This window comes from Paenibacillus eucommiae (genome assembly GCF_017874215.1).
Taxonomy (GTDB): domain Bacteria; phylum Bacillota; class Bacilli; order Paenibacillales; family NBRC-103111; genus Paenibacillus_AI; species Paenibacillus_AI eucommiae.
This window is the reverse complement of record NZ_JAGGLB010000032.1, coordinates 34,974-50,725: the sequence shown is the minus strand read 5'-3', so window position 1 is coordinate 50,725 and position 15,752 is coordinate 34,974. Positions and strand designations below refer to the sequence as shown.

At 44.7% G+C, this 15,752-nt stretch carries 15 protein-coding genes; 3 read left to right on the top strand and 12 right to left on the bottom strand.

Features of this window, described 5'->3' with window-relative positions; genetic code table 11:
* Positions 1-4: 4 nt before the first annotated feature.
* From J2Z66_RS33070 to J2Z66_RS33035, 8 genes are all read right to left on the bottom strand, one after another.
* The gene (locus J2Z66_RS33070) at positions 5-1,099 is read right to left on the bottom strand and encodes an SAM-dependent methyltransferase (protein ID WP_312894890.1); all 1,095 of its coding nucleotides are present in this window, start codon (positions 1,097-1,099) and stop codon (positions 5-7) included.
* Positions 1,057-1,827 carry an ABC transporter ATP-binding protein gene (locus J2Z66_RS33065; RefSeq protein WP_209977047.1) on the bottom strand — a complete coding sequence of 257 codons (771 nt, stop codon included), beginning with the start codon at positions 1,825-1,827 and terminating at the stop codon, positions 1,057-1,059. The genes J2Z66_RS33070 and J2Z66_RS33065 overlap by 43 nt, the downstream gene beginning before the upstream one ends.
* A 41-nt stretch (positions 1,828-1,868) precedes the next feature.
* Positions 1,869-2,210 carry a cyclic-phosphate processing receiver domain-containing protein gene (locus J2Z66_RS33060; RefSeq protein WP_209977046.1) on the bottom strand — a complete coding sequence of 114 codons (342 nt, stop codon included), beginning with the start codon at positions 2,208-2,210 and terminating at the stop codon, positions 1,869-1,871.
* A 16-nt stretch (positions 2,211-2,226) separates the two neighbouring features.
* Positions 2,227-3,066, bottom strand: coding sequence for a deoxyribonuclease IV (locus J2Z66_RS33055; RefSeq protein ID WP_209977117.1), 840 nt, complete (start codon positions 3,064-3,066; stop codon positions 2,227-2,229).
* A gap of 30 nt (positions 3,067-3,096) precedes the next feature.
* Positions 3,097-3,906 (bottom strand): Fpg/Nei family DNA glycosylase, encoded by an 810-nt coding sequence (locus tag J2Z66_RS33050; protein WP_209977045.1) that lies wholly within the window; start codon positions 3,904-3,906, stop codon positions 3,097-3,099.
* A gap of 92 nt (positions 3,907-3,998) precedes the next feature.
* Positions 3,999-5,444, bottom strand: a complete 1,446-nt coding sequence (locus J2Z66_RS33045; RefSeq protein ID WP_209977044.1) for a ribonuclease H-like domain-containing protein — start codon at positions 5,442-5,444, stop codon at positions 3,999-4,001.
* Positions 5,441-7,732, bottom strand: coding sequence for a DEAD/DEAH box helicase (locus tag J2Z66_RS33040; protein WP_209977043.1), 2,292 nt, complete (start codon positions 7,730-7,732; stop codon positions 5,441-5,443). The genes J2Z66_RS33045 and J2Z66_RS33040 overlap by 4 nt, the downstream gene beginning before the upstream one ends.
* A gap of 175 nt (positions 7,733-7,907) precedes the next feature.
* Complete coding sequence (locus J2Z66_RS33035; RefSeq protein WP_209977042.1) at positions 7,908-8,132, bottom strand: hypothetical protein; 225 nt, start codon at positions 8,130-8,132, stop codon at positions 7,908-7,910.
* A 189-nt stretch (positions 8,133-8,321) separates the two neighbouring features.
* Between J2Z66_RS33035 and J2Z66_RS33030 the strand changes: the two genes are divergently transcribed.
* A complete protein-coding gene (locus J2Z66_RS33030; RefSeq protein ID WP_209977041.1) occupies positions 8,322-8,924 on the top strand; it encodes a nitroreductase family protein in 603 nt (200 codons plus the stop codon).
* 44 nt (positions 8,925-8,968) lie between these two features.
* On the opposite strand, the gene J2Z66_RS33025 is transcribed toward J2Z66_RS33030, so the two are convergent.
* Positions 8,969-9,661 (bottom strand): LrgB family protein, encoded by a 693-nt coding sequence (locus J2Z66_RS33025; RefSeq protein ID WP_209977040.1) that lies wholly within the window; start codon positions 9,659-9,661, stop codon positions 8,969-8,971.
* The gene (locus J2Z66_RS33020) at positions 9,662-10,012 is read right to left on the bottom strand and encodes a CidA/LrgA family protein (RefSeq protein ID WP_209977039.1); all 351 of its coding nucleotides are present in this window, start codon (positions 10,010-10,012) and stop codon (positions 9,662-9,664) included.
* Positions 10,013-10,130: 118 nt separating this feature from the next.
* Here J2Z66_RS33020 and tlp point away from each other — a divergent pair, with 118 nt between their 5' ends.
* Positions 10,131-10,346 (top strand): small acid-soluble spore protein Tlp, encoded by a 216-nt coding sequence (tlp, locus tag J2Z66_RS33015; RefSeq protein ID WP_209977038.1) that lies wholly within the window; start codon positions 10,131-10,133, stop codon positions 10,344-10,346.
* Between the two features lie 62 nt (positions 10,347-10,408).
* Here tlp and rnz read toward each other — a convergent pair whose 3' ends face one another.
* Together rnz and metH are read right to left on the bottom strand one after the other, a co-directional pair.
* Entirely contained in the window at positions 10,409-11,335 is a 927-nt protein-coding gene (rnz, locus tag J2Z66_RS33010) for a ribonuclease Z (RefSeq protein ID WP_209977037.1), read from the bottom strand.
* 172 nt (positions 11,336-11,507) lie between these two features.
* Complete coding sequence (gene metH, locus J2Z66_RS33005; RefSeq protein WP_209977036.1) at positions 11,508-14,951, bottom strand: methionine synthase; 3,444 nt, start codon at positions 14,949-14,951, stop codon at positions 11,508-11,510.
* Between the two features lie 242 nt (positions 14,952-15,193).
* Between metH and mtnD the strand changes: the two genes are divergently transcribed.
* Positions 15,194-15,736 carry an acireductone dioxygenase gene (gene mtnD / locus J2Z66_RS33000; protein WP_209977035.1) on the top strand — a complete coding sequence of 181 codons (543 nt, stop codon included), beginning with the start codon at positions 15,194-15,196 and terminating at the stop codon, positions 15,734-15,736.
* Positions 15,737-15,752: the final 16 nt, after the last annotated feature.

The window sequence follows — 15,752 nt, the reverse complement described above, 5'->3', positions numbered from 1 at the left end:
TTATTTATAAATCTGTTTGTTTAAGCATGTAAAGTGTTAATTCCTCGCGATTGTGAAACAATTGTTTCGCTTTGACCAAAAGAAGTTCAGATCCAAACATATGCAGAAGCTCCCTGACTGTTTGAAATGGCTTTTTATGCATCAGTTTAACCGTTATGATTAACGTTCCACCGCTTTTTACCGCATAGAGCAGGTCGCTCACTAGCCTGGCCATCTGTTTAGGATCCCAGCTCATATCACAGACTAGCAGGTCAAATTCATCCTTCTTTAACTTAACGTCGCCCGCATTTTTCTTTAGAAATGTAAGCCGCGGGTGCTGGATCAACGTTGGGTGCATATTGGCAGGATCAATCGCTGTTACCCTGAGCCCTCTTTCGAGCAGTAAAGACGTCCAACCACCAGGTGCTGCGCCAATGTCTAGAGCCAAATGGTAGGAGCTGAAATCGAGTTCAAAACGCTGCTCTGCTTCCAGCAGTTTAAACTGCGCACGTGATATTTGCTCTTCATTCTTATGAAAGCGGATCGCTCCGCCAGCCCAATCGGAAAGATTGTCCTTAGGACGTGATATGCCCGCATAAAATTTTGTAGCAGTAACATATACAGAAATGATTCGCTCTGCTTCTTTAACAACAGGCTCTGCCCCATACACAGAGGTCAACAATCCATCAATAGCTTGTTTTACTGAAAAAGGTGTGTATGCTGCCTGAGATCGCTCTTCTTTACGTACTTGAACAGCGATTTTCTCACCCGCGCTGAAATTAACATTTTGTTGTAACCATTGGACCAAATTATCTAGGTCTGTATCAGAACGGGAACCTTCCCACGCAAAATCTACAGGTTGTATATGCCTTAGAAACATAGGCTCCTTCTGCTTTATCAACTCAACAGCCTCTTGAGCAGAAACCGGAACCTCAAACAAAAAAACCTCAGTCGGAATTAATAGTGTATACCGGATTTCCGGAAACAGACGTTTTAGTTCTTCCTGCGCATGCTGACAATAGCCATGATTAGAAGTTCCAATAAATCTGGAACCAGTACTGGGTGTGGTTGTACTGGTCATTCTGGAAGTACCTTGATCCAAGGCCGTTCCTGAAACCATTCCAGTTCAACCCGGACATCGAAAGCTTTATAAAGATTTTCCGCATGGAGCACCTCATGCTTAGGACCCGCTGCGATAAGCTTGCCTTCATCGATTAATGCAACATGGGTAAAGAGTGGAATAATTTCTTCAATATGATGGGTAACATAGACGACAGTGATTTGCTGCTTACTAAGTTCATTGATGTCAAGAAGCAAGCGCTCTCTCTCATATAAATCCAGGCCTGACGCAGGTTCATCCATTATTAAAATAGTCGGATTCATCATCAGCGCTCGTGCCAGCATCACTTTCTTACGTTCTCCCTGCGAAAGTGTCCCTAGCAGTTGGTCCTTGAGATGCCCAAGCCTGACGCTCTCCAGCATGCGAACCGCTTTTTCAATGACTTCCTCAGGTATATCCTGATAAAAACGGAGGAAGGCATATTCACCAGTGGCAACAATCTCCCACACCGGATCAGCGAGATTCATCTTTTCAAACAAGGATTGGCTAATATAGCCGATGCTTTTACGCACCTCTCTCACGTCACATTGTCCATATAAATTCCCAAGCACTTGCACTTTTCCTGCAGTTGGAAATTCATAGCCGTTCATCAGCTCTAGCAACGTAGTTTTTCCAGAACCGTTCTTTCCAAGAATGACCCAATGTTCGCCTTCCTTGATATGAAGGTTTACATCTTGCAAAATGTTTCTGTTGTCGCGGATGTATGCAATATCTTTTAATTGAATCATGATGTACGATATTCCTCTCTTAAGCGCCTTTATGCTTTGCGCTATGTACGTATTTCTGTTGCAATTTGATAAAGTTTTGCTTCGGGAATTGGAATCTGATAAAGAAGGACCTCTTCAGGCTTAGCCATATATAGTCTTTCATACATCTGTTTTCTTGCTGGAAGGCTTGAAGAATGTAAATATATCTCTTTGGGGAAACGCTTCTTTTCAATCATCCAATTGACTACATCGGAGCCATTTTTCTGATTCCAGCCCAAATCATGATCGAGCGATAAAATGTTCACATCACAATCCTCTAATAATATCATACATTCATCGGCATTGTGAGCAGGAATAAAGCCTTTTGGGCAAGGTCGCATATCGTCCAAATAAACGTGAATCACATTCGATGCCACCTTCCTAAGGATTCTCCGCAAGTTTACGGACAAGGGCAATTTCAATTCTATGAGTTCCATCTCTAGCAGCTCCCGTTTCCAACACAACGGGTATTTCCTTCAAATAGTAGGAAGCGAGCAACTGCTTGATCGCATCCGTTCCGATTTGCCCTTGGCCAATATTAGCATGACGATCACGCCTGGAGCCTGACGGATAAAGCGAGTCATTCAGATGAACAGCTTTGAGCTGTTGAAAATAACCCAGCTTCACTCCGGTTTCCTCAAAACGCTGCCAATCGGCCCCTTTCCAAATTCCACTGGCAAAAGCATGACAAGTATCGAGGCAAAATCCAATCTTGTCAGGGGTTTCGCATAATGAACGTACCTGCACGAGCTCTTCCATCGTCGTTCCCATTACAGAACCTTCTCCCGCCTGGTTCTCCAAAAGAAGCAGTGATTTACCCTTCCAGTGCCGCAGTGCTTCATTTATTAATTGTATAATATTTTTGTAGCCTTGTAACGAGTCTTTTCCACGATACTTACCGAAATGTACCACAAGACCTACAGAGCCGCAAGCTTCAGTGATTTCAAGCGCATTAATTAAGGCATCCAGCATGATCCTTTGCTGAGGCTGATCGGCAGCAAGATTTAATGGATAAGGTGCATGCGCGATCGATAAAAGACCATTCTCTTTGCTGAAACGAGCACATGCTTCAGTATCCTGATGGTTCCATAAAGGTTTAGTCACTAGGCTTCTAGGATTTTTGGGGAAATATTGGAAGGCAGTACCACCGATCCCATATGCCGTTTTAGCCGCGGCTGCATAACCGCCTTTGGAAATGCTCACATGGGAGCCGATATACATCATTCATGCCTCCTTTATTTCTTCTTGTGTTTAAGATTGGCAGTTACTGCAGTAAAAGCATTTTTTCGAGGATATCTCATCCTTAATTATTTTGCTGCCGCAGCGAAAGCATGGCTCACCTTCGCGATCATAGACCCGGCACATAGAATCAAATTGTCCTGTTAGCTGATCACCCACAAATAAAGGTGATTCCATATATCCGCCATATCGCGTGGCTTCATTCAGAACACTATGAATAGCTTCGTATAGGCGCCTTTCTTCCTCTAGGCTGAGAGCGTTAGCTTTTCTGGCAGGCAATATACCTGCATAAAAGCAGATTTCATCAGAGTAACAATTACCAATACCGGATAAAAAGCTCTGATCTACCAAAGTGACTTTAAGATTTGATTTTCTAGACTTGATGAGCCTTTGAAAATCTGTGGGAGTCAACGAAGGTTCCGAGGGCTCCGGGCCCAGTTTTGCAAGCAACTTTGGCACTTGACTGCGTGTGAATAGATGTAAATAACCTAGTCGCAGACCGATAAAATATAGTTTCATCGTTCCGAAATGAATGACTACTTGTGTTGTCCGATCTGGCTTTTGCTCTTCATTCCCAAAAAATATCCAGCCTCCCAGCATCAAATGAAGCACCAGCACATGGTCTGTAGACAAGTGAAAAAGCAAATGCTTCGCTCTTCTCTCTATGCTGACAATATAAGTACCCACAAGCTGCTCACGAAAGACTTCCGGGTCAACGTTTATCGATTTAGTCCTTGTGATTTCTACGTCCGAGATTTGTTTTTGACAGATTAACGGAATCAGCAGCCTCCGGTAGTTTTCCATTTCCGGAAGTTCAGGCATAGGATTTCACTCCGATCGTTTTTCTTCTTGGTATTTCCATTCGCCAAGTAAGTTAAACGCACCTGTGCATTAAAGGGCTAACAATTTATCGTTTATATCAGACTTTCCATCACATAAACCGGCTTGCTGCGCCGAGGCTTGCCTGAACGCTTAGGTGATGTATGATGACCGCGGACTTTGACAGGCGTTTCTCTATAATGAGCGCTAGTATGGGAAACCGTCGCAGCCTCAGCTTCCGCCGCGTACATTAACTTTTGCTCCTTCAAGAGCATTTTCAGCTTTAGCCGATCCATACGCCGGGTGATCGCATGCTCAATGTCAGATTGCTTTCTTTCAACCCTGGATAAAGTTCTTCTTAATCGCAGCTTCTCCCAGGCCTCTTCCGTATAAACAAGCGCTTGATGTATATTTTTCTCATGGTGTTCATAATACATAGCCAGCTCAATCAAGGGCTCAATATTAAGAGCTATACCGTTGCTTTTTAGTTCGATATGACGCGACCATAGTTTAACGGAATGCTGGTACATCCCCTTCTTTTTATAATAAGCGGCAAGCAAAAGCAATACTTCCGCGTTACGTTCATTAAGCAATTGGTTTTCCAGTAATGCGGTCCTTAAACGATCAAAAACTGTAGAAGAAAGTTCTAAGCGACCCATCTTCTCCAGCCATACTGCCGTACGATATTCTTCTTCACTTGACGTCCATTCTGTGTCACTAAGAGTATCCGAAAGGTTGCATTGCGAACACTCTCCACTTAGCAGCTTGGCAAAATGGATTGAAAGTGCAGCTAAACTAACAATATCGTGTTCATTGTGCACAAATAAGCCACTAAGCACACTCGCATTCTTCTCAGCCAAATACTGAAAATAAAGTGTGGGTGCCAGAGATCCTGGAACATCATTATGCCTCGTAAAACCAAGCCTTTCTTCTTCCACCATGCTTAGTCGGCAAGAAGGCAAAGAATTTCGCCAAAGGCTTCTAGATGGGTACAGTAAGTCCAAATGCCGCAAAGATGAGTCGTCTAACGCAAGGCGGTTCAGCACATAACGATTCTTTAGAATAGGCCAGTCAAATGTGCGGCCATTGTACGAAACGATATGCGTATACCTCTCTAGCTTTTCTTGCAAGTATAGAAGCATGGCCAGCTCTTCACTTGGGTTTCGCATAAACAATTGCTCTATAATGAATTGCCCTACGCAGTAATAACCGATACCAACCATAAACGGCACATTGCCAGCGCCTACACCAAGTCCAGTCGTCTCCGTATCAAAAAATAATAATTCATCAAGCTGAACCGCAGCAGAATTATGGAAGCATGAAAGCTCATACACATGATCTGCGAGCTCTCCAAGCCGATATTTGCCGTGACAGCTATCCAAGCTGTATGAGCGGCGTCTCAGGATGAAGGAACCATGCTCATTCGACTCCAGATGTGCATCGAGCATCGTCCAGTCATCATCATTGAATGCTGCCAACACAGGGGCCTTTGCGGCTTCAGGTTTCTTAAGCCGATTCAATCTATCCCGCATGCTGCTCATAAGCTGCCGCCTTCGAGCTGTTCAAGCAGTTCCATAGCCAATTGCTTGCCAAGCAGACCAACCTCTTCGATAGGTCCCACGCAAGCCGGACAACCACCAAGACATCCACAAGCCGCGATAAGACTCCCTGCTTGAGCCATCAACTGCCCATGAACTTCATAAAGTCGTTCACTCAAGCCAACGCCGCCAGGATAACGGTCGTAGATGAAGACGGTGGGCAGCTTGCTATGCACAGCTTTAACCTGCGCCACGACACGAATATCCATGGGGTCACACATCAGGTATAAGGGGGCGATATGAACGAGCACATTAGCAATGCCCAGCAATGCGTACTGCATATCATTCGTTGTTCTCCCAGCTGTCAGCGTTTCGTCGAGGGTGAACCAATACGAGCTCGTATGCAGCTCTTCCTCAGGTAAATGTATGGGACCAGAACCTACGTTCTCGTGTGTCCTCAAACGAATTTTCTTAAAAATGGTTGGTTTAGCATTTACTGTTACTTCTCCCAGTTCTCGCAAAAGCCCCCCACTCCTGGCCGTGCGGTTCACATGAAGCACCTTTAGCTGCACCGCCATGCTCGCATCCGTGAAATAATCGACATCTACCTGGCGGACGAAAGCCTTCTTCTCTTCATAATCCAGCTTCTCGACCTGGAATTGAATGCCTTCGTGGATATAAATAGCTTCCTCGTGAATTATTGTCGGCGCGCTGAAGCGGTCGACTTCCCCAATTACACGGTTGAGGGCATTCGTAATATCAATAATCACAAAATTCTCCTGAGCTGCGGAACGCAAAGATATCGTATGGGCAGGAAATGACTGCTCCATCCAATACCACCGCTCCTTGACCCTATGGAGCACCTGCTCCTCTGTCAGAAACTCAAGAATATCCTTTAAGGATTCCCCGCCGAATTGTTCTCCCGCTTCAAAAGGAAGCTCATAAGCAGCACATTTCACATGATCTACAAGAATAATCAGATTGTCGGGATGAATGCGCGCCTGCTCCGGTGGACGCTCAAAGAAATAACGCGGATTCTGGATCAAATATTGATCGAGCGGATTACTGCTTGCCACAAGAATTGTCAGAGAGCTCTCCTGCCGCCTGCCTGCACGCCCAGACTGCTGCCAAGTACTGGCTATCGTGCCTGGATAACCATTTAGCACACATGCCTGGAGCTGGCCTATATCTATGCCAAGCTCCAATGCATTTGTGCTTACAACGCCACGGATTTGTCCGCTGCGCAGCCCGGACTCAATCTCCCGACGCAGCTTGGGAAGATAACCCCCGCGGTAGCCGCGGATTGATTTGCTCCCCAGCTCATTCTGGACAAGATCCTGCAGGTAGGTCAGCAGAATTTCAACTCGCACACGGCTTCGCGCAAACACAATCGTCTGGATGCCGCTGCGAAGCAGCGTTCCTGCCAGCTTGCGGGTTTCCAGCACGGAACTCTTACGAATACCCAATTGTTGATTGACAACTGGCGGGTTATAGAAAACAAAATGTTTCTCTCCCGCGGGAGCTCCATTATTGTTAACAAGTGCTACCTGTTCGCCGATCAAGCGTTCCGTATGCTCTTTAGGATTATCGATCGTAGCCGAAGCGCAGATGAAAAGCGGATTCGAGCCGTAAAACCGGCAAATTCGTTTGAGTCTGCGAATCACATTAGCTACATGGCTTCCGAATACACCACGGTAGGAATGCACCTCATCAATGACAATATAGCTTAAATTCTCAAACAGCTTCACCCATTTCGTATGATGCGGCAAAATCGCGGAGTGAAGCATGTCCGGATTTGTTACGACAATATGACCGGCATTACGAATGGATTGACGGACAGTGGGCGGAGTATCCCCGTCGTATGTATGCGTCTTAATATCAACTTCCATGAAATTAACCATTTCCTGAAGCTCAGCAACCTGATCTTGTGCCAGCGCCTTAGTAGGGAATAAATAGAGCGCCCGGGCACTATCGTTCTCCAAAATCTTCTGCAGGACAGGAAGGTTGTAGCACAACGTCTTTCCGGATGCTGTTGGCGTTACCGTCACTACATGATTACCGCCCACAACCTGGCGGAAAGACTCAGCCTGATGCGTATATATGTTATGTATCATCTTATGATGAAGAGCAGCGCGAATACCCTCGTGCAACCCCTCTGGAAAATCAACCAGCTGAGGTTCACGCGGCGGTATCGTATGCCAGTAAGTAACCTGAGACATAATTTCCGGTGACTGACGAATCCAATCTATCATTTCGGTAATGGAAGAAGCTTTGCCGGTTAAAGGATTCATTAGGTGAATCTCCTTCCGTGTTTGTTTCTTTTATTTTACAGAATATACGTTCGTATGGCAAATGTTTTTTAACTTTCTTCCACAACTAAGTAAAATAATACACTGACCATGAACTGAAGAACGCAAAAAAAACTTCCAGAACGCTCTAGAAGATCGTAAAAATTGAATTCAGCTGCTAAATAAGATCCGATGAGTCATCATAGTCATAGCGAATGCCATCCTGTACTTTTCCTTCATTACTTTCAGCATCGCGTTCCCGTTCGATAACCTGCTTTGCACTTTCCTGAAGCTTCAGCAGCACTTCGTGGTAATCATCTTTCCGGTGCCCGATCTTCTCACTTTTCATAGCAATTCTCAAAGCTCTCTCAATAATTGTAATATCATGGCTAGTAAATTTCATTCTCTTCACACCTCATCTCTTTTTTCCTATGTATACTTGCTAGAAGCTATTATATCCCATAGAACAGTGTTGCATACAAATCAATTAACCAGGGATGACAATAGTATTACCATATGAGTTATAGTCAACTTGTCTATGGCACGGACATCAGTTACAATGGCTTATAAAAGCATCAAAGGAGGTATGATCATGAGTTCTGAAATAACACCTGAAATAGAAGAACACAGACAGCCTGACCATGAAATTCACCCACAATTTCTAACGCGCTGGTCACCACGTGCTTTTTCTAATCAGGAGGTACCTAACGATGTCCTGCTTAGCCTATTTGAAGCGGCAAGATGGGCTCCTTCGAGCGGTAACTCCCAACCATGGCGCTTCATCATCGCCAGAAATGCAGAGGACCGGGCGAAATTCCACTCCTTCATCAACCCGTCTAATTTAGTTTGGTGTGACAAAGCGCCTGTACTCGTTGTGGTTGCTTCGCAATCAAAAAATGCACAAGGGGATACCATTCGCACACATGCTTTTGATGCCGGGACATCCTGGGGTTATCTTGCTCTAGAAGCTTCTAATCAAGGTCTGATCACCCACGCCATGGCTGGTTTCAATCCTGATGCCGCCCGTACCGCTCTGGAAGTGCCTGAGGATTATGAAATTTACGCTGTTATTGCAATTGGTTACAGGGGCTCCAAATTGGATCTTCCTGAAAAGCTCCAAGAACGCGAAATTCCTTCCAACCGCCGTTCAGTCGAAGAATCCTGTTTCGAAGGTGGATTTGGCAAACAACTTTAGCTATAATAAACAAACAGGACTTCTCAGCAGAAGTCCTGTTTGTTTTAGATCAGCCAAAGATAAATCGGGACAAACAATAAGGAAGTTATGATCCCGGCTGCACCCATCGCGAAACCTGCGACGCCTCCCTGAACCTCATTATCCTTAATCAGTCTTGCCGTACCAATGCCGTGAGCCGCAGTACCTATGGCTATTCCAATGGAAAGGTCACTTTTAATACCTAACCATTTTAAGATGCTCGTGCCAAACATACTTCCGAAAAGCCCTGTCAATACGGTAAGTACAGCAGTTAGCTCAGGGATCCCGGCCAGATGACGCGATATTTCAATTGCTATAGGCGAGCTCACCGTTTTGGGCAGCATACTGAGCAGAATCTCGCGGCTGCCTCCTAATAATCCAACAAGCACAGCCACTCCTGCGATACCCGCCATGGACCCGACAGTTACAGCAGTCAGAATTCCGGCCATATGCTTTTTGATCAAGCTGAAGTTTTTATAGAGCGGCACACCGAGCGCAACTGTTGCCGGCCCAAGCAGCAGGGTGAGAATGTCACCACCTACCTTAAAAGCCTCATATGGAATTTGAAAGCCTAGTAAAATAACAATAATGAAGCCTGAGCAAACAAATAAAGGATGAAGCCATCTCCACCTGGCATGCAGCAATTGCGCTGCAGCATACGTGATCACACTAAGAGAAACACCAAACAACGGATGATACATCCATTCTGGCCCCGTCATTTATGCATCGCCTTCACGCACTTTCACTTGTATTTTTGAAGTAATGAACCCCGTTACCACCAATACACCTATCGTGCTCCCCACAAGCCCAACACCTATTGAAATCCAGTTCGCTCCGATAAGCGGAAAAAATACGATTGTTCCTACCACATAGGGAATAAAGAAAAGCAGCATATGACCCGTTAGCCAGGATGCTGTTACATCTACCCATTTAAGTTTGATGATCTTAAGAAAAAGTGCCGCGGTAAATAAAATAAGGCCAATAACATTTCCAGGCAAAGGTACATGTAGACTCCATTGAATCCAATTACCTACGAGATTAAAGCCTAGCAATATTGCAAATCCCAGCATGATTTCTCCTTTAAACCTGAAATGAATGTAAAGTTAAGGTGCTATTTTGAATAAATTCCCCACTTTTAGTAAATCGTAAGGTTTGTCTGATTACTAAGAAATATGTGGAGGTTTTTAAATGGCAAAGCCTGATAACCGAGAAGACAACGAAGTTCATCTGCAAGAGCATATTGATCATACCGAAGCAAACCTGCAAGAAGCAGAAGACTATCTGGATGAACATGCTGATGAAATCAGTGAAGGTGAAAAGCAGTCCATTCAAGCTAAAAATGAGCGTCGCGAAAAAAGTATACAAGCTTTTATTGAGGAAAAAAAAGACGAATCACAGCAGTAGATTCAAATGTAAAATTTCTATTCAGCCCCTCCTTTTCGGGAGAGGCTGTTTATCCTTCTATCTTATGCCCTCTCGATCTCCATACTCCAAAAATCTTTAGCCACATAGCTTTGCAGATGTACACTTCTTGCCTCTTCCAGAAGCTGCTCCTCATCATCGATCTGATAGCGGGAACTGATATGTGTCATGATTAGAACGGCTGCACCCGCTTCTTTAGCTGTTCGAGCCGCATCCGTAGTTGTAGCATGTGCATATGCTTCTGCCAGTTCTTGACGGTCTTTAGCAAAAGTCGCCTCATGAACCAATATATCTGCTCCTCTAGCCAAATGCACAGCGCCGCGGCAGTATTTCGTATCCCCCAATATAACAACCTTCCGGCCTTTCAATGGAGGCCCGACAAAGTCAGCGCCGTTTAAGATACGGCCATCCTCCAGCACTACGGATTTACCCTGCTTTAACTGCCCATATATGGGACCCGATGCTACGCCCATGGCTGCCAGCTTTTCGTGCTGCAGCTTTCCTGGCTGATCCTTTTCAACTATTCTATAGCCTATGCTCTCTATCCGGTGCTCTAGTCTTGAAGTTTCGACTATAAAGCCTGCATCCTCAAACAATAAGCCCTCGTTTTCAATTTCAACGATCTTCAAGGAATAACTTAAATGAGCTTGACTAATCGCCAGAGAATGCTCCACAAAGCTTTTGAGCCCTTTTGGGCCATATAAAGTCAATGGGGTTTCCCCACCTAAATAAGCACGACTGGTCAAAAGACCCGGTAATCCATAAATGTGATCGCCATGTAAATGGGTAATAAACAGCTTCTCCGTCCGCCCCAGCTTAACATGTGAACGCAGAATTTGCTGCTGCGTACCCTCACCACAGTCAAACAGCCAATAAACGCCTCGTTCTGAAAGCAGATTAAGCGCAATTGAAGTGACATTACGCTGCCTGGAAGGCATGCCTGCTCCTGTCCCCAGAAAATATAATTCCACTGAAGCCTACCCCATTCTTAATTAATATCGATTACGCAATTTTCCCTATCATTCCCATAAGAGCATGATCTACATGCGTTTAAGTGGACACCGTTATGATGCATGAAATACATAAAGGCGAAGGCCTCCATTCCTTATGAGGTTTGGTAGTGCCATTCGCCTTTTTTTTTAATCAAGCCTTATCAACGTTAAAGTAGCGTGCTTCCGGATGTGCGAAGACAATGGCGGAAACGGAAGCTTCCGGCTCCATCATAAAGGATTCAGTAAGCTCAACGCCCATGTCCTCAGGCTTAAGCAAAGCGAAAAGCTGCGCCTGATCTTCCAGGTTTGGACAAGCAGGGTAACCAAAGGAGAACCGCTGTCCCGTATATTTCGCACCGAAACGCTCCTGCATAGTCATTTGCGGCGGATCCTGAATGCCCCATACATCACGCATAATATGGTGGATTCTCTCAGCAAAGCCCTCTGCGACTTCCAACGCCGAAGCTTGCAAAGCATGAGACTTCAGGTACTCTCCGTTATCCCTCCATATTTTAGCGAGTTCATTAATTCCATGCCCCGCGGTAACCAACAAGAATCCAACATAATCCATTTCATTGCTGTCCACTGATCTCAGATAATCGGCTAAACAGAAATGGGGCGCTTTATCCTGTCTCGGGAAAGTAAACTTTTGCAGCAGCTTTGTGTGATCTTCTGGATCATAGACAAGAACATCGTCCCCGCTGGATTGTGCAGGAAAGAATCGATACATGCCATGCGCTTGAATGATACCTTTTCTCTGCGCGTCCTGAAAGATCGAATCGACCGTTTCCTTCAACTGCAGCGCTTTGGCATCCTTGTCACCAAGCAATCGCTCCACTTTGCCTTTCAAGCCCAGGTGATGGCCAAGCAGCATCTGCATGTTTACATATGGCATAATATGCCCGATGGGATAGTCACGAAGAATATGACGTTCCAAATCTGGTGGCACATGAACAGGTACGTCTTTGGAAATGGCCGAACTGGTAACCCGGGTAAGCTTTGGCATAAGATCTTCTTTTTTGCCAGCATCCATCACATCGGAATCCTTGCTCTCTCTAAGCTCCTGGATCAATTTTTTACGCTGCTCCGGATCACTTAGCTTGTTAGCGATATCGAGGCCATCCATAGCATCCTTCGCGTACAGAACCACGCCATCGTATTCGGGAGCAATTCTTGTTTTGGTAAATTTACGGGTAAGCGCCGCGCCGCCGACCAGAATCGGTACATCAACCCCTGCGCTCCGTAAATCCTGTGCAGTAATAACCATTTGCTGGGCCGATTTCACCAGAAGACCGGATAGCCCAATGGCATCAGGCTGTTCTCTTTTGAAGGCTTCAATTAGTTGCTCAGGTGGTACCTTGATCCCCAAATTTACAATCTTGTAGCCATTGTTCGAAAGAATGATTTCCACCAAATTTTTTCCAATATCATGAACATCGCCCTTGACCGTGGCAAGGATGATTTTACCTTTCACAGAAGTTTCCGATTTCTCCATAAAAGGCTCCAGATAATTGACAGACGCCTTCATAACTTCTGCACTTTGCAGCACCTCTGCTACAATCAGCTCATTATTATTAAACAGCTTCCCTACCTGTTCCATACCACGCATAAGAGGTCCGTTGATTACCTGTAAAGGAGAGTATTTATTCAAGGCTTCCTGCAGATCAGGAATCAATCCCTCTTTAGTTCCTTCAACTACGTAAGAGCCTAAGCGTTCCTCAAGAGATAAAGTCGAAAGTTTTTCTTTTTTCTCTACCTTCTTCACCCGAAAATGGGCGACAAACTCTGCTAATGTGTCATCATTTGTGTTATAAATTAAATTTTCCGCCAGGCGGCGTTCTTCTTCTGGTATTGAGGCATATCTTTCGAGCTTTTCCGTGTTGACTATGGCATAATCCAGGCCGGCTTTGGTGCAGTGGTACAAATAAACTGAGTTCAGAACCTCTCTTCCCGCATCGGGTAATCCAAAGGAGATGTTGCTGAGTCCAAGAATCGTCTTGGTTTCTGGATATGCTTCTTTAATTAAGCGAATGCCTTCAATTGTTTCCACTGCCGAGCCGATATATTGAGGATCTCCTGAACCGACCGGAAACATATTAGGGTCAAAAATGATATCCTCTGGGTTTATCTTATATTTTTGGACGAGCAGATCGTAGGAACGTTTCGCTACTTCCATTTTCGCTTGCCGGGTAACGGCCTGCCCTCTTTCATCAATTAAGATTACAACGACAGAAGCGCCGTAACGATGAATCAGCGGGACGATCCCTTGGAATTTGACCTCACCGTCTTCGAGATTTATCGAGTTAATAATGGCTTTACCTTGGGAATATTTCAAGCCCAGCTCAATAATATGATCATAAGTAGAATCCAGCATCAAAGGAGCCTTGATCTTCTTAACTACCTCCGGAAGAAAATGATGAATAGCAAAAGCTTCATCAATATCGGTATCCTGCAAGTTAACATCGATGACGTGAGCTCCATTCTTAACTTGGGCACGTGCTATTTCTGAAGCCTCATCGAATTTCTCTTCTTTGATCAGCCTTTTAAACTTTCTGGAGCCAGAAATGTTCGTGCGCTCTCCAATCATAATAGGCCGGTTTTCTGGTTCTATATATACAGTCTCGATCCCTGATACAGCGGGAGGATGAATCCCTAATTCAGCCCTTGGCTTGTAATTAGCCAGTGTTTCGGCCATGGCCCGGATATGCTCAGGTGTAGTACCGCAGCAGCCACCAGCGATGTTCAACCAGCCCTGCTCAGCAAAGCCCGCCATTTTCTTGGCAAGCGATTCTGGAGATTCATGATAATGCCCGTTCTCATCAGGCAAACCAGCATTCGGATAACAACTGATTGCCGACTCCGCAATTTGCGAAAGTGTCCGAATATGATCACGCATAAATTCAGGACCCGTGGCACAGTTCAGCCCAATGGAAATAGGCTTCAGATGTTCAAGTGATATATAGAAGGATTCAATATTTTGCCCCGCCAGGGTGGTCCCCATTGGCTCAATGGTTCCCGATATCATAATAGGAAGCTTCACACCCAGCTCTTCGAAAGCTCTTCGAACGCCGATGCTTGCCGCCTTCACATTAAGTGTATCTTGAGAAGTCTCAATTAATATAGCATCCACACCACATTCTACCAAAGCATATGTCTGCTCATAGTAGCTTTCCTCAAGCTCGTCAAAGGTCACTCCACCAGTGACTGATAAGGTTTTTGTTGTGGGTCCCAGTGCGCCAGCTACATACCGCGGCCATTCCGGTGTAGAATATTTATTTGCCGCCTGAACAGCCAATTGAGCTGCAGCTATATTAATCTCCCGGGCTTTGTCTTGAAGATCATACTCTGCCAGTACAACGCTTGTTGCGCCGAATGTATTCGTTTCAATAATATCTGCCCCAGCGGCAAAATAATCTTCATGTATTTTCAATATAACGTCAGGTCGTGTAAGAACAAGAATTTCATTGCAGCCGTCCAAATCGTCACTGCCAAAGTCATCCGCAGTCAAATTCTCCTGCTGGATCATCGTGCCCATTGCACCGTCCAGAATTAATATTTTCTTCTTTAACTGCTCTTCTATTGTTGCTTTATTCATGTTCTTCTTCCTTTCAAATTATCCTAGCTGCTTCTAACTGTATCATAATGAAGAACGATCAATTTGATACCATTTAGTCTATCAGAATCACGTCAGTAAGGGAAGAATTTAAAATATCAATATTTCCTATAGGTTCTCTTGGTTTTTCTTATCAGAATCCATCGACATCCGGAATGATATGCACTATAATACAAAGTATATCAGGAATTCAAAGTATCGAATGATAAGAAAGAGGGATAAACATGGCACAAATTCGCATTCGTAATACAAATGAGCGCATTTCAGATGAGGCTGAAGTAAAGGCCTTCTTGGATAAACAAAATGTTGTCTATGAGCACTGGGACATCAATAAACTGGCAGACCCTCTGCGCGAGAAATACATTCTTAGCGATGAGGAGAAAGCACAAATTCTTGAAACCTATGATGCAGAAATACGCGACCTTGCAGGCAGACGCGGTTATGAAATCTGGGATGTAATCTCTTTGTCCGACTCTACACCTAATATTGAGGAACTACTGAAAAAATTCGAACAGGTTCACACTCATACTGAGGATGAAATACGGGCAATCGTTTCCGGTCAAGGCATCTTCATTATTAAAGCGGAAGGTGAAATTGGCTATTTCGATGTGGAACTCGAAGCTGGTGATGTCATCTCGGTACCTGAGAATGTTAATCATTTCTTTACGCTGATGGAAAATCGCCAAATTGTCGCCGTTCGCCTTTTCATCGAGAAAGACGGCTGGGTAGCTTATAATGTAGATGATCCTAATTTCACAAAAGCTTAATAAACAAGCAGTGTTA